The 20137-nt window shown below is 41.6% G+C and carries 15 protein-coding genes and 1 pseudogene; 9 read left to right on the forward strand and 7 right to left on the reverse strand.

Annotated features, from left to right (window positions below; translation table 11 throughout):
• The first annotated feature begins 328 nt into the window (after nucleotides 1-328).
• Nucleotides 329-2197 carry a tetratricopeptide repeat protein gene (locus DC083_RS05935; protein ID WP_109189324.1) on the forward strand — a complete coding sequence of 623 codons (1869 nt, stop codon included), beginning with the start codon at nucleotides 329-331 and terminating at the stop codon, nucleotides 2195-2197.
• Nucleotides 2198-2540: 343 nt separating this feature from the next.
• The gene (locus tag DC083_RS05940) at nucleotides 2541-4157 is read left to right on the forward strand and encodes an N-acetylmuramoyl-L-alanine amidase (RefSeq protein WP_109189325.1); all 1617 of its coding nucleotides are present in this window, start codon (nucleotides 2541-2543) and stop codon (nucleotides 4155-4157) included.
• Nucleotides 4158-4500: 343 nt separating this feature from the next.
• Here DC083_RS05940 and DC083_RS05945 read toward each other — a convergent pair whose 3' ends face one another.
• The 7 genes and pseudogenes from DC083_RS05945 to DC083_RS05975 all read right to left on the reverse strand — a co-directional run bounded on the left by DC083_RS05945 (nucleotide 4501) and on the right by DC083_RS05975 (nucleotide 12927).
• Nucleotides 4501-5349: a metal ABC transporter permease gene (locus tag DC083_RS05945; protein WP_109189326.1), complete on the reverse strand. Its 849-nt coding sequence runs from the start codon at nucleotides 5347-5349 to the stop codon at nucleotides 4501-4503.
• Nucleotides 5346-6227: a metal ABC transporter permease gene (locus tag DC083_RS05950; RefSeq protein WP_109189327.1), complete on the reverse strand. Its 882-nt coding sequence runs from the start codon at nucleotides 6225-6227 to the stop codon at nucleotides 5346-5348. Before DC083_RS05950 ends, DC083_RS05945 begins: the two co-directional genes overlap by 4 nt.
• A gap of 65 nt (nucleotides 6228-6292) precedes the next feature.
• Nucleotides 6293-7216: pseudogene (locus tag DC083_RS05955) on the reverse strand (manganese/iron ABC transporter ATP-binding protein); the annotation flags it as partial.
• Nucleotides 7213-8085, reverse strand: coding sequence for a metal ABC transporter substrate-binding protein (locus DC083_RS05960; protein WP_229822406.1), 873 nt, complete (start codon nucleotides 8083-8085; stop codon nucleotides 7213-7215). The pseudogene DC083_RS05955 and the gene DC083_RS05960, both read right to left, overlap by 4 nt.
• Nucleotides 8086-8766: 681 nt before the next feature.
• Nucleotides 8767-9927, reverse strand: coding sequence for an iron-containing alcohol dehydrogenase (locus DC083_RS05965; protein WP_109189329.1), 1161 nt, complete (start codon nucleotides 9925-9927; stop codon nucleotides 8767-8769).
• A 256-nt stretch (nucleotides 9928-10183) separates the two neighbouring features.
• Nucleotides 10184-11644: a hypothetical protein gene (locus DC083_RS05970; protein ID WP_229822376.1), complete on the reverse strand. Its 1461-nt coding sequence runs from the start codon at nucleotides 11642-11644 to the stop codon at nucleotides 10184-10186.
• A gap of 266 nt (nucleotides 11645-11910) precedes the next feature.
• Nucleotides 11911-12927, reverse strand: a complete 1017-nt coding sequence (locus DC083_RS05975; RefSeq protein WP_109189330.1) for a LacI family DNA-binding transcriptional regulator — start codon at nucleotides 12925-12927, stop codon at nucleotides 11911-11913.
• 465 nt (nucleotides 12928-13392) lie between these two features.
• Between DC083_RS05975 and DC083_RS05980 the strand changes: the two genes are divergently transcribed.
• From DC083_RS05980 to DC083_RS06010, 7 genes are all read left to right on the forward strand, one after another.
• Nucleotides 13393-13695 carry an urease subunit gamma gene (locus tag DC083_RS05980; protein WP_026879111.1) on the forward strand — a complete coding sequence of 101 codons (303 nt, stop codon included), beginning with the start codon at nucleotides 13393-13395 and terminating at the stop codon, nucleotides 13693-13695.
• 90 nt (nucleotides 13696-13785) lie between these two features.
• A complete protein-coding gene (locus DC083_RS05985; RefSeq protein ID WP_109189331.1) occupies nucleotides 13786-14355 on the forward strand; it encodes an urease subunit beta in 570 nt (189 codons plus the stop codon).
• Between the two features lie 116 nt (nucleotides 14356-14471).
• On the forward strand, nucleotides 14472-16190 hold the full coding sequence (locus DC083_RS05990) for an urease subunit alpha (RefSeq protein ID WP_109189332.1): 1719 nt from the start codon (nucleotides 14472-14474) through the stop codon (nucleotides 16188-16190).
• A 174-nt stretch (nucleotides 16191-16364) separates the two neighbouring features.
• On the forward strand, nucleotides 16365-17087 hold the full coding sequence (locus DC083_RS05995) for an urease accessory protein UreE (protein ID WP_109189333.1): 723 nt from the start codon (nucleotides 16365-16367) through the stop codon (nucleotides 17085-17087).
• Nucleotides 17088-17159: 72 nt separating this feature from the next.
• On the forward strand, nucleotides 17160-17906 hold the full coding sequence (locus DC083_RS06000; protein ID WP_109189334.1) for an urease accessory protein UreF: 747 nt from the start codon (nucleotides 17160-17162) through the stop codon (nucleotides 17904-17906).
• Between the two features lie 134 nt (nucleotides 17907-18040).
• Nucleotides 18041-18673, forward strand: coding sequence for an urease accessory protein UreG (ureG, locus tag DC083_RS06005; RefSeq protein WP_109189335.1), 633 nt, complete (start codon nucleotides 18041-18043; stop codon nucleotides 18671-18673).
• 193 nt (nucleotides 18674-18866) lie between these two features.
• Nucleotides 18867-19940 carry an urease accessory protein UreD gene (locus DC083_RS06010; protein WP_189364567.1) on the forward strand — a complete coding sequence of 358 codons (1074 nt, stop codon included), beginning with the start codon at nucleotides 18867-18869 and terminating at the stop codon, nucleotides 19938-19940.
• Nucleotides 19941-20137 lie beyond the last annotated feature (197 nt).

The following is a 20137-nucleotide window of genomic DNA, read 5'->3' on the forward strand; positions in this document are numbered from 1 at the left end:
CAGATTTCTAGGGACAATGATTTATGGTGTAAGGGTTCAGTAATGAACTCGGAAGTTGTACAATAAAGTATTCACATAAAGTATGTCACCATCTGTATCTAGATACTGAGCATATTAGGTTACGGTCGCCGTATTGCGACATTACAAAATCATTTTTCTAGAGAGCCTTTTTTAGAGAGTATTTTACTAGGATGAAAATCATAACAATATGATTTATAAGAAAATGATTTAAAATGTGAGAGAATAGCCGTAGCATCAACGCTGTTAGCAGTCAGCGCATTATAATAAAGAATTTTGACCGTGAAATGGGCATAGGAGTCATTGTTGTATGAAGAAGTTTTTGAATTTATTTCTTTTTTTAGTTGCTGTATCTCACTATAGTGCTTTCGCTCAGACTGAATCAATGATGGAAATCCCCTCTCAAAATGCCCAATCAGCTGAGAAACCTTCCGCATTACAGTTAGAAGCTGAGGGCGCTCCGAATAGTACTATTTGGGTCAATGATAGCGCTGAAGAGGAACCTCTGCGTTTTTATACTGAAGAGGGAAATGTTGATAAATATGACTTCATTGCTTCAGAGCTTATCGCTAATCAGAATGAAGCGGAAATGAACCCTGAATCTATCGTAGAAAATGGACAAGATTCACAAGTGCTTAATCGCCGTATTCAGCTTGATTTAGCAGAGGGGAATATCATTGAAGCTTTGCCGCTTATTCAAAAATTAATTATCCAAGACCCAACGAACCTTGCAAATTACAACTTATTAGCAGAAGCCTATGTGTTGACGGGCGCTTATGATGATGCTGCGAGAACTTATCATCATCTAGTAGAGATGCTCTATCTCACAGATGAGAGTGTCTTAATGCAATCGCCTTATTTTGCTATTCTCAAAAAATTCCACGAATTTGGTTTACCGCTCGATGAGCAGTTGTTGATCTTTAAAGATCTTGCGGCAATGGAGGAGTATGATACTTTTCCGATGATCCTTTTAGCGGGATTTTTAATCGATAACTCTAAATTTTATGAGGCCGAGAGCTATCTTGAGCGAGCATTACAGATCGATCCTTCGAATCCCAAAATCTATACACTCTACTCATTTATCTATTGGAATGAGGGTGCGCCAGAAAAAGCGGTGGCACTTTTAGAAGAAGCTTACAATAAGTATCAAAATCCAGAGATAGGATTAGAGCTGGCGAATGCCTTAATTGCTAATTTTGAGTATGAGCGTGCCTATCAGCAGTTAGTGAGCTTGATGATTCTGACTAATGAAGCGCCGGCGATTTTTGAAAAATTCATCGGTATGGCTTATGTGATGGGCAATTATGACAATATTCAAAATATGCTCAATATGCGTTTAGATCAGCCTGAAGTCTTAACGCGGGCAGTGCTGAATCTCTTCTATTTTTCTGAAATTTTAGGCAATAGTGAAAATTTACTACAAGTATTGCCGGAGATTGATAATCCCACGCCGGAATATGCTGAAGCGATTGATACGATTAAAGCAAAAGTGGCCTTATTAGCCAAAGATTATGTACTCTTTAATCAATATTTTGATGAGATGGAAGCGTTAGGCAATAGTAGTGAAGCCGAGTTAGCTTTGAAAAAGATGTTAATGCTACAAGGTACAGAAGAGTATGATCTTCTTGATGAAGCGTTAGCAGAGGATGGCGAGTTATTGGCGGAAGAAAATTCTGCAAACTTAGCATTTTTACGAGCAATGAGTGCTTTTGGGCATCAAAATTATGACAAAATGGTAGAGATCTTCCGGGAAGAGATGCGTCAAAATCCCCAAGATCCGATTGCTTATAATGCCTTAGGTTTCTCGTTGGTTGAGATCGATCCTAAAAATGCGGTAGAAGCCTTACCACTGATTACGAAAGCGAACCTAATGATGCCAGGGCAAGACTTTATTGAGGATAGCCTTGCGTGGACTTACTATCAATTAGGGGACTTAGCTCGCGCCGAGAAATATATTAAAAAGGCGTATCACAAAAATAAAGATCCAGAGATCATCAGCCACTATATTGTCATTTTAGATGCTTTGGGGAAAAAAGCACAAGCAGAAGAGCTCTATCGCAAATTTAATCTCTTTTTCCAAAAATCCCCTCAACAACAATTTTTAAGAGATCACGTTGATTGGATTAATACGTTACAAGAGACAGAAGAGAGAGCGAGCTATCGGAAAAATTTGAAATAATTTTAAATGTCATTTAAAAGTCATTGAAAAAGTGATGCGCAGCTTTATTCGCAAATTGATTCCTTATAAAAATGATTTAACATCCGCCAAGATTTCTATGAAATGGCGATCATATTGGATATTCAATTGCTGAAGAGTTAGTGAAGAATGAGTGAGGCGTTACTGAGTTGAATGATTGAATTGGGCATTTACCATTACGGTTTGTAAATGCGCTATTCATTAATATCATATAAATTTTTATATAAAATATGATACGGTAATGCATCAAAATGACATTTAAGATCATTCGCATTATGAATTTATATTATGATCGATACGGCAAATAAACAGAAAGGTTCAATAGATGAGACAACGATTCCAAGATAGTCAACGCTCTACTTGGGCTACTTTTTTCTCGGGGATAATGATGATCATCCTATTGTTGATCGGGCAGAGTGCTTTTGCCGCAACAATCGTCGGGACGGGAAAGGCGGAGCAGCGTAATGGTGAGATGTTAATTACATTTCCTTTGAGCCAACAGATTAAATTCAATAGCTTCCGGCTACAAAATCCGCATCGCTTAGTCATTGATATTCCGAATGCGCAATTGCAACGGAAAGTGACCGCATTACCCATTTCATCAGGTGTTGTTGCCGGAGTTCGTCTAGGAACACAGCAAGGAACGGATCTACGGATTGTCGTTGATTTGAATAATGCTTCTGTGCCGGCGAGTGCGGCGGTAATTCGAGGGAAATCCGGTTATGAATTAGTAATTGCCGTAGGTTTAAGCGCCGGCAGTGTGCAGCAAGATTTTGCGGCATCAGGGCAAACTGTGGTTACAAAACCTCAAGAGATTCAAGTGGCGCAGAGTGTGCCGAAGAAGAATATTCTCATAGTGCTTGATCCAGGGCACGGTGGGAAAGACCCCGGCGCTCACGGTAAGGCAGGCACAAGGGAGAAAGATGTGGTCTTGCAAATTGCCAAGATTTTGCAAACCAAGATTAATCAACAGCCTAATATGAAAGCAATTTTAACCCGTAACAATGATACTTTTATTCCGCTTCGGGAGCGGGTTCTCATTGCGCGTCGTAATAAGGCGGATATGTTTATCTCCATTCACGCAGATGCCGGTTCTTCTAAAGCTGATGGTGCTTCCGTCTATATTCTCTCAACAAGTGGTGCCTCGAGTGAGGCAGCGCGGCTTTTAGCGCAAGCAGAGAATCAGTCGGATCTCATTGGTGGCGTTAAAATCTCCGATAAAGATAATGCGATTGCCTCGATGTTATTGGATTTATCGCAAGAAGCGACCATTGAATCTTCAAATGCATTAGGGAAACATATTCTTAAAAATGTGAGTAAACACGCAAATCTTCATAAGCGGCAAGTAGAACGGGCGGGATTTGCGGTGTTAAAAGCGCCGGATATTCCTTCGGTATTAGTGGAAACAGGCTTTATCTCCAATCCGAAAGAAGAGCAAAATTTGCGTAGTAAAAAACATCAAACTCGCTTAGCAGAGGATATTTTACAAGGGATTAAAGATTACTATAAAGAGCGACCTGCAACAGAGCTTGTCTATAAAACGGTGGTACAAAAGCAAGATAATTCCCGTTTACAACCACAAGCACCTACGCCGAAGTTAGTGGCACCGAAAGTGACACCACAAGCTGAGATCAAAATGCCAGAATTGCGCTTAGAATCGAGCAGTCAAGGGGCAGTGACGAATGTTACAGAACGCTCAGTCACAGCTTCAGTTGCAGAACCTCCTCCTATGAGCATTGGTGTGCAATTCCCTGAACCATCTGCACCGATAGAACTGATTTCAAATAGTACAACGAAAGAGTATATGACACAGCGTGGAGAGAGTTTAGCAGATGTTGCAAGGAAATATGGCATTAGTGAAAGTGCTTTAAAACGTGCGAATAACTTGCCAGATAATCAGTTGCGCGTACCGGTGGGTACACGACTAGTCATTCCACAATGATGATGCGATAGAGCAAGGGCGATAAAGCCATTCGGTTATTAGTAGTTCGATTATTTTGAAGTCATAATAAAGGCGATCTAGAGATTAATGCTAGATCGCCTTTTACTTTTCGATTTTGCTTTTCAGTTATATAGTAAGATCGGTTCAAAATAAGCATTATTTAAATGCCGACGCATCAGCTGATCGAGGCAAGGAAGCTGTTCTATCCGGCAATCTTGCAAGTGTTGGTGAGTCAGGTTTTATCTTTTTTAAAACCTTGCACTAGCTGTTTAAAAACAATTTTTCTTACACCAAATTGACTATAATTTTTAGTTACAAGATTAATCCTAAAATGAGATAGGGACTAAGTTGCCGCTCTTTTTCGTGCCGTAATGATATAGCCTCGGGTGCGATTATAGAAAAAGGCAAGTAAGAAGAGTGCCGCTTGTGTTAAGGCAATACAAGGGCCGGTTTCTGCATCGATATGAAAGCTAACCAATACGCCAATAAAAGAGGAGAGAATCGCCGAGACAATGGCAATGAGCATCATAATCGGGAAGCGTTTAGTCATCAAAAAACCGATAATGCCGGGAGCGACCAACATCGCAATGACGAGGATAACACCGACTGCTTGTAGAGATGCCACGATGCTGAGCGCTAAAAGAATCAGAAGCGTATAGTGAAGCAGTTTCACCGGTAGGCCAATTACCTGTGCTTGAACAGGATCGAAGCTGTAGAGCATAAAATCTTTCCGTTTTACAGCAATAATTACTAGCGTAATAATGGCGATAATAATAATTTGCCATAATTCTGACGGTAGAATCCCAAGGATATTACCAAAAAGCACATGATTGAGGTGCTGATCGGTTTTAACGAAAGTAAAGAGAAAGAGCCCCAGTGCAAAGAGTCCGGAGAAGACTATTCCTAATACCGCATCCTCTTTGACTCGACTATTGGCTTTGATATAACCGGTTGCAACGGCGCAAAAAAGTCCTGAGATAAAGGCACCGATTACAATGGGAACCCCGAGGGTAAACGCAATGACAATTCCGGGTAATACCGCATGAGAAATAGCATCCCCCATGAGCGCCCAGCCTTTAAGGATGAGGTAACAAGAGAGTACGGCACAAACAATGCCGGCGATCATCGCACCGAGTAAAGCTTGCTGCATAAAGGGATAGTGTAGGGGTACTAAAATGATTGATTCAATCATGATGATACCTCCTGAGCGTTATGATCTTGAGCAATTCGAATGGCGCGTCTTTTTGCAAGTTGTCCATGTTTAGGCGCAAAGAGAAAGGCAAAGAGGAAAACACTTGATTGTAAAACAACAATGAGACTTCCTGTTGAACCACCGGGAAGAAAGAAGCTGACATAAGCGCCGATAAAGCTAGTGAGGGCGCCAATGAGGATCGATAAACTCAACATTACGCCAAATCGATCGGTTAAGAGATAAGCGGTAGCGCCAGGTGTAATAACCATTGCAATGACCAGAATTGCCCCCACCGTCTGTAGCGCTGCCACAGTACAAGCGCTCAATAATACAAAGAAGAGGATTTTCAGGCGATGAACTGGTAAGCCAATTGTAGAAGCTTGCACTTCATCGAAGAAGAGAAGCATAAGATCTTTCCAATAGAAGAAGAGTACGCCGATAGCAATAATAGTAATAATGGTTGCTTGCCAAGCATCACCATCAGAAATACCAAGTACATTCCCAAAGATAATAGAATTGACATTAATATGGGTAGGATTGAGCGAAATGATCAGTAACCCCGCTGCAAAAAAGCTACTAAAGACAAGGCCAATAATGGCATCTTCGCGTAGTTTGGTAAAGTGTTTTACAAGCCCCATTGCCAGTGCCGCTAAGATTCCGGTAAAGAAAGCGCCAATGGCATAAGGGAGATTAAGGGCATAAGCACCAGCAACCCCCGGGACAACGGAGTGAGAGAGCGCATCTCCCATTAATGACCAACCTTTGAGTACTAAATAAGCGGAGAGAAAAGCACACGCTGCGCCGACTAAAAGACACATAATAATGGCTTTAACCATATATTGATATTCAAAGGGTTCAAGTAATATTGCTAAGGACATTACGACACCTCCTGACCTGTAGAACGATGTTCGGAAGATTGATCAGCCGAATTTTTCATCGTTGTGGAACTACTTGCTTGGCAACTATTTTCAGGGTTTTGGAACTGTTTAGGCATCTTTAATGAGTCTACACAGGGAATATCTCGAGCTTTTTTAAGGTTTTGTGCATTTTCATAACCATAAAAGACTGCAGGACGTTCATCATCGGTTAAGACCGTCACACTACGGGGATCATCATCATCGTGTAGATGATCGCCTTGTAAGGAGATTTCACGTAATACGCCACCGAAAGTCTGTGTTAAATTCTCTTGCGTATAGGTGGTTTCGGTCGGTCCTTGTGCTAATACTGTCTGATTGAGCAGAATAACCTGGTCACAAAACTCGGGAATAGAACCGAGGTTGTGAGTAGACACTAGCATCAGATAACCCTCTTCGCGCAGTGAGATTAGGAGTTCGATAATGCTATCTTCTGTTTTTAGGTCAACACCGGTGAAAGGTTCATCAAGGAGGAGAATTCGGCTCTCTTGGGCGAGGGCTCTTGCGAGGAAAACCCGTTTTTTCTGCCCACCGGAGAGTTCACCGATTTGTCTTTTACGAAAGGGAAGAAGGTCGACTCGAGCAAGCGCTTCCTCTACCATTGTGTGATCTTGTTTAGAGGGGATTCGTAAAAATCCCATCTTTCCATAGCGTCCCATCATCACCACATCTTCTACTAACACTGGGAAATTCCAATCCACCTCTTCTGTTTGGGGAACATAGGCGATTTGATTCGCTTTGAGAGCCGCTTTAATCGGCATACCCCCAATGGTAATTGTTCCTTCAGTCGGGGTAACAAGTCCCATAATGGATTTAAAGAGCGTTGACTTACCACTTCCATTGACGCCCACTAAGCCACAGATCGTCCCTGAGTCTAGGCGGAAATTGACATCGAAAATTGCTCGATGGCCATTATTATAAGTTACGGAAACATTATCAACGACGATACTCATTCTAAGTTAAATCCTTTCACAATAGTTTCAACAGTGGTTTGTAATAGATCGATATAGGTGGGAACAGGACCATTCTCTTCAGAGAGAGAATCGACATAGAGTACGCCGCCATATTGTGCGCCTGTCTCTTTAGCGACTTGTTTCGCTGGTTTATCGGAGATGGTGCTTTCACTAAAAAGTACCGGGATTTGATTAGCACGAATGGTATCAATTAATCTTTTAACTTGCTGTGGTGAACCTTCTTCATCGGCATTGATCGGCCAGAGATAAGCTTCTTTAAGATTATAATCTTGCGCTAAATAACCAAAGGCTCCTTCACTAGTGACTAGCCAACGTTTCTCTTCAGGGATTTGATCAAGCTTAGCACGAAGAGGGGCATCGAGTGCTTTAATCTCTTCGGCATAACGTTCTGCATTAGCATTATAAGTTTCAGCATTATCAGGATCATATTCAACGAGTGCTTTACGAATATTCTCAATATAGACAAGGGCGTTATTGGGGCTCATCCAGGCGTGAGGGTTAGGCATACCTTCATAGTCACCTTCATAGATAGAGAGCGGTGTAATCCCTTCAGTGACGACCACAGAGGGGACATTACGAATACTTTGGAAGAAGCGTTCAAACCAACGCTCTAGATTCAGACCATTCCAGAGAATAAGTTGCGCATCTTGCGCCTTTACTAAGTCTTTCGGGGTCGGTTGATAATCATGAATTTCCGCGCCGGGCTTGGTAATGGATTCCACAATCGCCGCATCACCCGCTACATTTTGGGCAATATCTTGAATGATGGTAAAGGTTGTGATAACTTTAAAAGGTTCTTTGGCAAAAGATATTCCACTTGCCAGCGCAAACAAGCTACTCAATAGCATCACTTTCATCCATTTGCGTGACCATTTCCCTTTTCTAAATTCTCTATTTCCCATATTGCAAGCCCTCCTAAGACTTTTATTTGATAATCATTCTCATTTGTAAATTTATATTATTTAGGTTAAAAGGTCAAAGATTATTTATTAAAGACCATTTGGAAAATTGCCTTTAAACTGAATATATTAAGATCAATAATCACTTTGGCTAGGTAACTACGGAAAGTAGATCATTCATAATAAACGATATAAATCAGGCAGTAAAAGGAATCCTTAAATAAAGGATAGGATATTGATGTAATTTATCGTTATTTTTTAAATTTAAATGATTTAAAAATAATATCAGCCGACTTTATATAGATTGAGCAGAAATTAAGAGAAATAGAGTCACAATAAGCTTATCCAAATGCCGGCGCATCAACTGTAAAAAGTCCGTAAGCTGTTCTATCCGGCATCTTGCAAATGTTGTTTAGTATGGTTTTATGTTCTTTTAAAACCCCAAAATAGCTGTTTAAAAGCCATTTTTCTTAAACCAAATTTACTTACTATAATGGGCTAGTGATCAGTCTTCCTGGATGATAAAAAGGCCAATCTTGTAAGATCGGCCTTAGTATTAGAATATTGATAGAGGAGATTAATTTGAATTGTTTAACTTATTCAAATTGTTCAAATCATTTAAAACAATCATTAAAATCCACCTTTATAAGCCGCGTTATAGATAGTGAAAATATCGTCTCTCTCTAATTTTAGAGGGCTTCTTGCTAAAAGACGTGTTTGTTTTAATGCATCAACTGTTAAGCCTTCTAAATGGTGCTCTTCAATGGCAAATTCTTGCAGAGAATTAGGGATATTCACTGTTTTAACTAATTGTTGCAGGGCAACAATAGTCAATTTTGCCCCTTCAGGAATTGTTAATCTACCAAGATCAAGGCCGATGACTTTACCAATATCACATAATCTTGCTTCACAAGCACCGCTAATATACTCAAGCACATAAGGGAGTAGAAGTGCATTTGATTCGCCATGACTAATATGAAATTGTCCACCGAGTGGATAGGCAAGGGCATGAACCCCTGCAACACCTGCATTAAAGAATGCAAGACCGGCAAGATAACTGCCATAGCTCATATCGGTACGTGCTTCAACATCATTGCCATCTGTATACGCTTTGGGTAATGAATGATAGATTAGAGAAATCGCTTTAAGGGCAAACTGATCGCTAATAGGATCGGCATTGATTGAGAGATAGGCTTCAACGGCGTGGGTGAGGGCATCAATGCCGGTTGCCGCTGTGACTCTTGGGGGTACACTTTGTGTTAATGCCGGATCTAAAATGGCGATATCGGCTAAGAGATAATCGTGGGCAATGACATCTTTACTCGATTCTAACGAGAGCACAGAAATATTGGTGACCTCTGAACCGGTACCTGACGTGGTCGGAATCATAATAGAGGGTAGACCTTTATGGGTTAAGGTTAAATGACCACTTAAATTAAGATAATCGGCGACTTTCCCCTCATGAGTGGCGAGTACCGCCACAAGTTTCGCTAAATCTAAAGCACTGCCACCACCGATGCCAATAATGAGATCAGCTTCATTTTGCCGAGCAAAATCTACAATCCGTTCGCCTAGAGCAAGACTGGGTTCGGGTTCTATTTCCGAGAATATGGCTACTTGATATTGGGCAAGCAGGGTTGTGAATTGTTCGATCTGACCACTTTTAACGAGAAAAGGATCGGCAATAAGCATAATATTACGTATCGCTAGTTGCTCGATGATTTCCGGGAGTTTTTGGCAAGCATTCCAACCATGATAAGTTTGGGGAACAAGCGTTGTTTTCGCAATCATAGGTATTTCCTTTAGCTAAGGTAGTTAAATAGGGTAGTTAAATAGGGTAGTTAAAATTTATATTAAGATAAAATTGTTATTTTATAAAAATCACAAAATGATTTACGTCTTTTTGTTCTATTTATTTTTTGGCTTGTTGAAATAGATTTTTGAAATAGGTTCGGTGCCGGTGAGTGTTACATCCATGTAACATTTGCGCCAGGTGAGCGATTTCACCCGCACCGAAGTTCAGTGATAATCTTTAGTGATTGTTTTACTATTTTGTCTCATTGGTTGCGACTGTTGAGGTCGAGACATCAACTCCATTGATCGTAGCATTAAGCTGATCTGTCGCTTGGTCTGTAGGTTGATCTTTGGTAAAAGTAGTATCAACAGAGCCTTTAAAGAAATTGCGACCATAGATCAAAAGGCAGAGTAGTACGCCGGCACCAAATGCCCAGCTTGCACCTTTAATACAGAGAATTGCTGCAACAACACCGGCAATGCCTAAGTCTGTTTGACTGCGGGCTTCCAACACGCCGACTTTCACATTCACATATCCTTGAATTAAGAGCGTGAGGGCTAGTGCGACCCCTAAAATCGGTTGTACAAGCGTCACGATGGGTAAAAGCAGTAATCCGGTATTGGTTCCCCAGCGGAATGAACCCACGCCCCCAAAGAGCGAATCCATTGCTTTACGCCCCTTTTTCCAACGCTCGATCATTACCACTTGCATTGCCGACCAGATGGGGCCACACATTGTGACATCAGGACCAATAATACTCATCGCTGAATTGCGTCCCCCAAAGATAAGATGCGCCCGATCGCTACGATAATCGATCTTTTCATCAGGACGATGACGTTGCCCCTCTTTGATTAGCGCTTGATTCTGTAAAATATCACCAAATAACACAATATAGGTGGCTAATACGGTTGGAATCGCTGTAATAAACATCATAATCGGCGGAAATCCGAGGCCAAATACGGTGTATTCTTTCCATAAGCGAGTAAAGTCAGGTGCTGAAAATCCCCATTCAATCGTAGGCCAAGAGGCTTCACCGGTAAGAGGGGCGATGATGACTGCGAGAATAATAATCGGAAAAATCCCGAGTTGAGCTAGCAGTTTAAGCACTCGGTTTTTCTTCTGAATTTTCTGAAATTGTTGAGAAAAGAGCAGATAGAAAGCAATACCGACGGCAATGGTAATTGTAATTGGGAAATTCTCAAAGCGACCACCCACTGCAAAGATAGAGATAATCGCCGCAATTCCAGCGCCCATTACGATGCCGCATTTGATGGCATGGGGGATATAGCGAACCATTTTATTGGAGAGCTTTGTTACCCCTAAGAAGATAGAGAAGAGCCCGAGCATCATTTGAAGGGCAATGAGCGAATGAACGCGCTCAGGTCCTTCAGGGAATTGAGAGCAGTAGAGGATAATCAGCGGAATTGCCGGCGTAATCCAACCCGGTACACAGGGATCCCCTAAAAGATGGTGCGTTAAATAGAAAAGACCATTTAGCATCACAATGGCTAAGGCAACCTCAAAGGGCATTCCAAGGAGGGTGACTAATAGCGGAATCGCGGCAAGATCCACCGCGCACATAAGTAAACCTTGAATATAATCAGGCCACTCAAAGCGGTAATGAATAAAAGGTAAACGTAGTTGAAAAGGCCCAAGCGGAATATAGGGGCTCTCTTCTCCCGGCGTGCGGGTTTTCCATTTGGCGAATGACATTGGGATCTCCTTATTGAGTGGTCTATTATTTTTATTGTTATCAGTCTGTTTATAGGTTCTATGTTTCTTAGTTTTTTGTATACGTATTCATATTTAAGCGTAAAATTCTGTTTTATAAGTATTTATATGCTGTTATTTAGGGGAAATAGTAAGATTGTTATTTTATTTCCGTAAAATCTCAAGAAATGTATACGTATTCAAATCTATATCATGAAACAAATTCCATGGTCAAATAATTCCTAATCACTTCCTTGAAAATTTACTTCCTATGATCGTAATGTACCGCGATCAAATACTTCTGGCTGTAGGGTAATAGCGATATTTTGAGTATCATGCATTTCTATTTGATCGATTAATAATTTGATCGCCACCTCCCCAAGATTATGAGATGTGCCTACGGTAGTGAGTTCTATATAGGCGTGTTGGGCTAATTCTACATTATCAATACCCATAATGCCGATCTCTTCAGGACAGTGAATGCCCTTATTTTTAAGAAGACTCAGCAGCTGCAAAGCGATGGAATCTGTGGCTGCAGCGATAGCCTTTTTCCCGGGTGTTTGTGCATACCACTGCATAATTTGAGAGAGAAGAATCTCTTCATCTAAATGCTCAGCTTGATAGATAATGTCGGAGGTAAGATCTGCTAGGTAGAGTTGCCGATAAGTTTCGATAAATCCATTAAATCGATAGAGAAAAGTACTCGCCTTAAGATTGCCACCGACCCAAAATAGCGATTGATAACCTTTCATTTTGAGCCACTGACATACCATTCTGCCGGCTAAAAAATTATCAAATTCCACATAATTGAGCTTCTCTTGATGCCGACGATTAAAGCTAATAAATGGAATATTAAGTTCTTTGAGTTGTTCAAATATCGGATCATCGTAGAGAATACAAGACATAATCAAGCCATCAGGTCGCTGTGCGAGTGCCAGTTTATAGATTTCGTGAATATCAATATCATTGGCAAAGAGGATATTGACTTTATAACCTCGTTCTGTGGCATGTTCAACGATGGCTGCAGTGGAATCAACAAAAAAAGGATTCTCTAAGGGGCCTGAAATAAGGGTTATGACATTAGAGCGACCGGAAACTAATTGCCGCGCATTTTGATTTGGGACATAACCTAATTGGGTAATAGCGGCATAGACTCTCTCTCTTGTTGTTGCTTCGACTTTTTCCGGATGGTTTAGGACGCGAGAGACCGTTGCTTGTGAGACTTTTGCAAGGCGAGCGACATCGACAGAAGAGGGGCGTTTTTGAGAGCGTGTATTCTTGGGCATATTCACAATAGGACCTATTTCATAATCGGATCATTAAAAAGAAGGCTGTTAACAATGAAACTTATTACAGTTCTGAAGGTTAATGAGGATTATGACATTAAAACGGATTAGCAGATGGCTAATCTTTACATTTTATCTTTTTTAGCAAGGCTAAATGAAGAATCTTTCGAAGAATATTTTGTTTATTTCGAAGGTCTAGGGTCTTTACATCCTCACAGATCTTTTTGGATATCGCAATAATCTTCTATATAATGACAATAAACGTATTGTTTATTAAATAATTGTTAGCTTATTTATATTTTGAATTTTGTGTTTATGCATCTTGTATTTTACAGTTGATCAATTGTAAGCCTGAGATATCACCTGATAGATATCAGCATAGATAAGCATTAATAACGATACCTCACGTTTAGCACACTATGTCGCTTGGCAGGTGTCTTTATTTAAATCAATGAAGGAGATGTTATGCAATTAACCCCTCGGGAAATGGAAAAATTAATGATTTATACCCTTGCCGATGTTGCAGAGAAGCGACGTGCGCGTGGTTTGAAACTCAATTATCCAGAAGCGGTTGCTATTATCACTGTCACTGCCTTAGAAGGTGCGAGAGATGGTAAGAGTGTAGAAGATGTTATGAAAGAAGCGGCCATGGTCTTGACGAAAGAGGATGTGATGGAAGGCGTGGGCGATCTCATTCCCCAAGTACAAGTGGAAGCGATTTTTACCGATGGTACGCGCTTGGTAACCGTTCATAATCCGATCAAGTAGGTCAACCGATCTAATCATCGATCTCAAATTTAATAATCCAGTCAGTAAACGCATTATCTATTTTATGAGCGTTTAGAAGGAGATAGAACAATGAGTGATAATAAACAAGACCCAACAACAGCCGCTACAGTGACATCCGCAAAGTCTAAAAAGACCGGTGCATCCAAATCAGCCTCAACCTCTAAATCAATTAGCGGTAGTAAAACGACAACACCAACCGCGAAGAAAGTCACCAAACAATCAGTGGCCGCTCAAGCAGAGATTCCAACTCCCTTAGGAGGCTTAATTCTGGCGGATACTCCCATTACGTTTAATGAAGATAAGCCTGTTACGACTTTGAAAGTACGTAATACGGGGGATCGTCCTATTCAAATTGGTTCTCATTTTCACTTTTTTGAGGTAAACCGCGCTCTTGAGTTTGATCGGGAAGCGGCTTATGGGAAGCGATTGAATATTGCTTCCACTACTGCGATTCGCTTTGAACCAGGGGATGAGATTGAAGTGTCCCTCATTCCTTTTGGCGGTACACAAGCAGTGTATGGCTTTAATAATATTGTAGATGGTTGGGCGGGCGAGAATGTCGCTAATAGTGAGCGTCCTGCTAAGAAGATTGCGCTTGATAATGCAATTGCACATGGGTTTAAAAATAGCACAGAGTAAATTGCGGAGTATCAGTTACAGGGCGTAAATAGCCTGTTAATCGCGTTTCTCATTGAGTGATGATGATTTTATGACGATATTGAATCAATATTGAATAGATAAGAAGGAACAAAAAGATGCCTCAAATTTCAAGACAAGAATATAGCGGTTTATTTGGACCAACGGTTGGCGATAAAATTCGATTAGGTGATACCAATCTCTACATCGAGATTGAGAAGGATCTTCGGGGTTATGGTGAAGAGTCCGTTTATGGCGGTGGGAAATCTCTACGGGATGGAATGGGTGCGAATAATACGTTTACTCGTGATAATGGCGTATTAGATCTCGTGATTACTAATGTCACGATTATCGACCCTTATCTTGGTGTTATTAAAGCGGATGTGGGCATTAAAGATGGTAAGATTGCCGGCATTGGTAAAAGCGGCAATCCCCATGTTCAAGATCATATTACGCCGGGAATGGTCGTTGGCGTCTCAACGGATGCAATCTCAGGAGAACATCTGATCCTCACAGCCGCAGGAATTGATACTCATATCCATTTTATTGCGCCGCAACAAGCTTATGAAGCACTCTCTAATGGTGTCACGACTTTCTTTGGCGGAGGTGTCGGCCCGACAGATGGCTCTAATGGTACGACGGTTACCGCAGGTTCTTGGCATATTCACTCGATGTTGAGAGCGGTAGAAGGATTGCCCATTAATGTGGGGCTATTAGGTAAAGGACATTCATTTGCAAGGGATCCACTTATTGAACAGATCGTGGCAGGTGTTGCCGGACTTAAAGTTCATGAAGATTGGGGTGCAACAGGGAGTGCGATACGTCATGCGCTTCGAGTCGCTGATGAGTACGATATTCAAGTTGCAGTACATACCGATAGTCTTAATGAAGGCGGTTATGTAGAAGATACGATTGAAGCTTTTGAAGGACGGACAATTCATACGTTCCATACAGAAGGGGCTGGCGGGGGTCATGCACCTGATATTCTGAAAGTGGTGAGTCAATCGAATGTATTACCTAGCTCAACGAATCCAACGTTACCCTTTGGTGTCAATAGTCAAGCTGAGCTCTTTGATATGATTATGGTCTGTCATAATCTTAATCCTAATATTCCATCAGATGTGGCATTTGCTGAGAGCCGAGTACGTCCTGAAACCATTGCAGCAGAGAATGTACTTCACGATATGGGTGTGATCTCAATGTTCTCAAGTGACTCACAAGCGATGGGGCGAGTGGGAGAAAACTGGTTACGGGTTATTCAAACGGCACATGCGATGAAAGCTGCGCGTGGGAAGTTGCCACAGGATGCACCGGGGAATGATAATTTCCGAGTGTTACGTTACGTCTCTAAAATCACCATTAATCCAGCAATTGCACAAGGCGTAAGTCATGTTCTCGGTTCTGTATCGGTTGGAAAAATGGCCGATTTAGTTCTTTGGGATCCTCGTTTCTTCGGCGCCAAACCGAAGTTAGTGATTAAGGGCGGCATGATCAATTGGGCGGCGATGGGAGATCCAAATGCTTCACTTCCAACCCCTCAACCTGTTTTCTATCGTCCGATGTTTGGTGCAATGGGTAAAACATTGCAAGATACCTGCGTGACCTTTGTATCACAGGCGGCGATGGATGATGGTATTAAAGAGAAAGCAGGACTTGAGAAGCAAGTGATGGCGGTGAAAAATTGTCGAGCGATCAGCAAAAAAGATCTCGTTCGCAACGATGAAACACCCCATATTGATGTTGATCCTGAAACCTTTGCAGTGAAAGTCAATGGCGAGCATGCAACGTGTCCACCGGTACAGGATGCGGCGATGAATCAACGTTATTTCTTTAGTTAAATCAGATTGTTGTAGTAAATCGTTAAATCGATTAAATCGATAAAATCGATAAAACGATCGAACTAGATAGAGGCTCTGCTTGCTCTACTGCAGGTAGAGCTTTAATAAAGAGATACTCAAAAGCTATTTTAAGGATAGCTGAGAAGATGAAGTTCACCATAGAGGAAGCGTTAAATGATTATTATTGAGAAGGTTTTAGGAAATATTAAACAAGATAGCACTTGGCAAGACCGCAAAAAAGAGAGTCAAGTGGATATCTTAAGACTCGATCAACATGAAGCACAAAAGAGTCGTTGTCGTAAGCATACGGAAAAAGGGCAGGATTTAGGGATCGCCTTAGATCGTAATGTCTTACTCGCCGATGGGGATGTACTCTTTTATGATGAAATAACCCATACGATGATTATAGTAGAGATCTCATTGCGAGATGTCTTGGTCGTGGATCTTTCTCATCTTGGAACGATGCCAGTGGATGCGCAAATTCGCGTGAGTTTTGAATTAGGGCATGCGTTAGGGAATCAACATTGGAAAGCGGTGTTAAAAGAGAATCATGTCTATGTCCCCCTTTCAGTGAGTAAAGAGGTGATGGCCTCCGTCATGCGTACCCATGGTTTTGATGAAACGGCGTTTAAATTTGTGCCTGGAGGAGAGATTCTTCCTAAAATGAGCCGTTCAGAAGCCCGTCTACTCTTTGGAGGATCAGAAGAGACGCATACCCATGTTCACGTTTCACCGCAAGGGCATCCATATAGTCATTCTCATGACGATCATCATCACAATCACAATCACGATCATGATCATAACCATAGCCACGAAGCGTATCATGAGCATAGTCACGAACATCGGCATGGCGATCAGACCCATACATATCCGCACTCACACGACCATAAACATTAATCATATTGACTGATATTTGCCGATTTTTGATTCACTAAACGTTACATTAAACTTTAACATTGAGGCGGGAAGATGAAAGCATCAGAGTTAATTCGAGTTCTACAATTTGCCGATTCGGCGCTTCCGATTGGCGGGTTTACCTTTTCGAATGGCGTGGAAGCGGCGATTCAGAAGGGCGTTGTTCACGATAAAGAGAGCTTAAAATCTTTTGTTCGAACCTCCTTAGAAGTAGCTGCTCACACTGATGGTATCGCTTTAACAGCAGCACATCGTGCGGTGATTCAAGCATTTCCCTCAGAACGATTGTCGATGAATCAGTGTGAATTTGAGCGTGATCAGGTGACAGCGTTAATGGCACAATTGATTCGAATTGATCGGGCAGTTTTAAATCGTAAGCTCAATGAAGAGGCTCGATTAATGACCACTCGAATGGGGAAGAAGCTCGCCGAGATTTCGGTGCATACTTTTGAGCATCCTCTAGTAGCGGCTTGGTTAGCGGAGATTAAAGCTGGTCATACGCCGGGAACGCAACCTATTACCCAAGCATTAGTGATGGCGGTGCAGCATATTCCTGAACGAGAAGTGATGGTTATGCATCAATATGGCATTGCGATGACGATTTTAAGCGCGGCGATGCGCTTAATGCGGGTGACACACTATGAAACGCAGCACATTCTCTTTGAGCTCAATGAGGAGATCGATCAGTTTTGCGATGTGGCAAGCTCAGGGGATATTACCGAGATGGCCTCTTATGTGCCGGTGATTGATCTATTAGCCGCGATTCATACACAATCCTTTGTTCGTCTCTTTATGAATTAGGGAAGATGTGAGGATGGGATTTTGATTAGATAAACCTATTTTCACTATTTAAACAGGTAAATAGGTATAAATATTAGTATAGATGTCAGCACAAATATCAGCATCAATCAGATAATTAAAAGGAAACAGAGAAAATGAAAAAGATGACAAGAATCGGAATCGGTGGTCCTGTCGGTTCTGGTAAAACGGCAATTATTGAAGTGATTACCCCAATTTTGATTGAACGGGGTGTAAAACCGCTGATTATTACCAACGATATCGTCACCACTGAAGATGCCAAGCAGGTAAAACGGACGTTGAAAGGGATTTTAGATGAAGAGAAGATCCTCGGTGTGGAAACAGGTGCGTGCCCTCATACAGCAGTCAGAGAAGATCCGAGTATGAACATTGCCGCAGTTGAGGAGATGGAAGAACGTTTCCCAGATAGCGATGTCATTATGATTGAAAGCGGTGGTGACAATCTAACATTAACCTTTAGCCCGGCGCTGGCGGATTTCTATATCTATGTGATTGATGTGGCTGAAGGGGAGAAGATTCCTCGGAAGAATGGGCCTGGCTTAGTGCAAGCAGATATCCTCGTGATCAATAAGATTGATCTTGCCCCTTATGTCGGCGCAAGTTTAGAGGTGATGGAGCACGATACGAAAGTGGTGCGAGGGGATCGTCCTTATATCTTAACTAACTGTAAAACCGGAGAAGGTGTTACGGAATTGGTGGATATGATTATGGAAAAATTCCTCTTCACACATCCGGCAAGTAAAGGTTAATTGAGGGCGATTGTCAGATATTGTGAGATATCGTTAGAGGTCATCTATGAATGGAAAGGGGATTAAGGAAGTGAATCAATTGCTTAATTTCTTAATTAATCGATTAATTGATTAATTTGCTAATTGAGTAATTGAGTAATGAATTTTTTAATCCCTAATTATCCATTGTGTCATTGAGGTAAAAATAAGAGAGATGAGTCAAATCAGAGCAGAGATTGCCCAAATTCCGTCACGATTAAAAGCACATCGTTTAGGGCTACAAGCACGAGAGATGCAGCCATATCAATCTGAACCGCCACAAATGCCGAGTGGTTCTGTGGGGAAGAGTGGTTATCTGAAATTACGATTTGCCGAAGGTGCTTATCGCAGCGAGTTAGTGGAGATGGAGCGGCGTGTTCCGTCACTAGCACAAAAAGCGCTCTATTGGGATGAGTTAATGCCACAGCTTCCTTGTGTCACGATGATCTCTACTTCCGGCGGATTACTGCAAGGGGATCGGCAAGCGCTCGATATCATTGTCGAGGAAGATGCTTGTGGCCACGTGACCACTCAATCTGCCACTAAGATTCACCTGATGGATGCGAACTATGCCACGCAATATCAGCGAATTGTCGTGAAAGCAGGAGGGTATTTAGAGTATCTACCGGATCCTATTATTCCGCATCGTCACGCGCGTTTTATCACAGATACCGCGATTTTGATCGATCCCACGGCGACGATGATCTATTCAGAAATTTTAATGTCAGGGCGGAAGCATCATCATCCTGATGAGCAGTTTGGCTTTGATATCTTCTCTTCTACCATTCGTGCTTCTCGAATGAATACTGGTATGACTGAAGAGAATGGAATGGTAGATCACGATGAGAATCACTATCAAAATTCTGATCAGTATCAAAGTCAGAATCAAGAACAGTCTCATCTTACAGGCAGTGCGGATGAGCTCTTTGTGGAGAAATATATTTTAGAGCCCCATAAATCCTCTCTCACAGAAGTGGCCGTAATGGGGGGATTTGAGATCTTTGGCAATGTTATTCTCTTAACGCCGAAAGAACATCACGCGGATATTTTAGCGCGGATTGAAGCGCATTATGATGCCGATGAGAAGCTTGCTTATGGGGCAACATTACTTCCGAACGATGCTGGGATTATCTTTAAAGTATTAGGGAATGATAGTACCGATGTCAAAATGGTGATTCGAGATTTCTGGAGAATTGCTCGCGAGGAGATTTTAGGGATCTCCGTACCAGAGCCCTTTTTATGGCGGTAGATATTGGAAGATGGCTATCGGAAGATGGCCATTGGAAGATCGCTATTGAAAGTTGTGAAATGGGTAGAGAGATATTAGAAGTGTTCTGCAGGAGTGGGGCAAATTGAGAGGGTAGTTGATCACGTAAGGAGAGTGGTCAATTGCGGTAAATATTAGATAAATAAGGATTAGATAAATAAAGCAGATCTTTTTTATCT

This window comes from Ignatzschineria ureiclastica (assembly GCF_003121845.1).
Lineage (GTDB): Bacteria > Pseudomonadota > Gammaproteobacteria > Cardiobacteriales > Wohlfahrtiimonadaceae > Ignatzschineria > Ignatzschineria ureiclastica.

Excerpts from the sequence above, each read along its gene's own strand:
- DC083_RS05995 (WP_109189333.1), top strand. The coding sequence starts at position 16,365 with ATGATTATTATTGAGAAGGTTTTAGGAAATATTAAACAAGATAGCACT.
- DC083_RS05990 (WP_109189332.1), top strand. The coding sequence starts at position 14,472 with ATGCCTCAAATTTCAAGACAAGAATATAGCGGTTTATTTGGACCAACG.
- DC083_RS06000 (WP_109189334.1), top strand. The coding sequence starts at position 17,160 with ATGAAAGCATCAGAGTTAATTCGAGTTCTACAATTTGCCGATTCGGCG.
- DC083_RS05985 (WP_109189331.1), top strand. The coding sequence starts at position 13,786 with ATGAGTGATAATAAACAAGACCCAACAACAGCCGCTACAGTGACATCC.
- ureG (WP_109189335.1), top strand. The coding sequence starts at position 18,041 with ATGAAAAAGATGACAAGAATCGGAATCGGTGGTCCTGTCGGTTCTGGT.
- DC083_RS05950 (WP_109189327.1), bottom strand. The coding sequence starts at position 6,227 with ATGTCCTTAGCAATATTACTTGAACCCTTTGAATATCAATATATGGTT.
- DC083_RS06010 (WP_189364567.1), top strand. The coding sequence starts at position 18,867 with ATGAGTCAAATCAGAGCAGAGATTGCCCAAATTCCGTCACGATTAAAA.
- DC083_RS05970 (WP_229822376.1), bottom strand. The coding sequence starts at position 11,644 with ATGTCATTCGCCAAATGGAAAACCCGCACGCCGGGAGAAGAGAGCCCC.
- DC083_RS05935 (WP_109189324.1), top strand. The coding sequence starts at position 329 with ATGAAGAAGTTTTTGAATTTATTTCTTTTTTTAGTTGCTGTATCTCAC.
- DC083_RS05960 (WP_229822406.1), bottom strand. The coding sequence starts at position 8,085 with ATGCTATTGAGTAGCTTGTTTGCGCTGGCAAGTGGAATATCTTTTGCC.
- DC083_RS05965 (WP_109189329.1), bottom strand. The coding sequence starts at position 9,927 with ATGATTGCGAAAACAACGCTTGTTCCCCAAACTTATCATGGTTGGAAT.
- DC083_RS05945 (WP_109189326.1), bottom strand. The coding sequence starts at position 5,349 with ATGATTGAATCAATCATTTTAGTACCCCTACACTATCCCTTTATGCAG.
- DC083_RS05940 (WP_109189325.1), top strand. The coding sequence starts at position 2,541 with ATGAGACAACGATTCCAAGATAGTCAACGCTCTACTTGGGCTACTTTT.
- DC083_RS05980 (WP_026879111.1), top strand. The coding sequence starts at position 13,393 with ATGCAATTAACCCCTCGGGAAATGGAAAAATTAATGATTTATACCCTT.
- DC083_RS05975 (WP_109189330.1), bottom strand. The coding sequence starts at position 12,927 with ATGCCCAAGAATACACGCTCTCAAAAACGCCCCTCTTCTGTCGATGTC.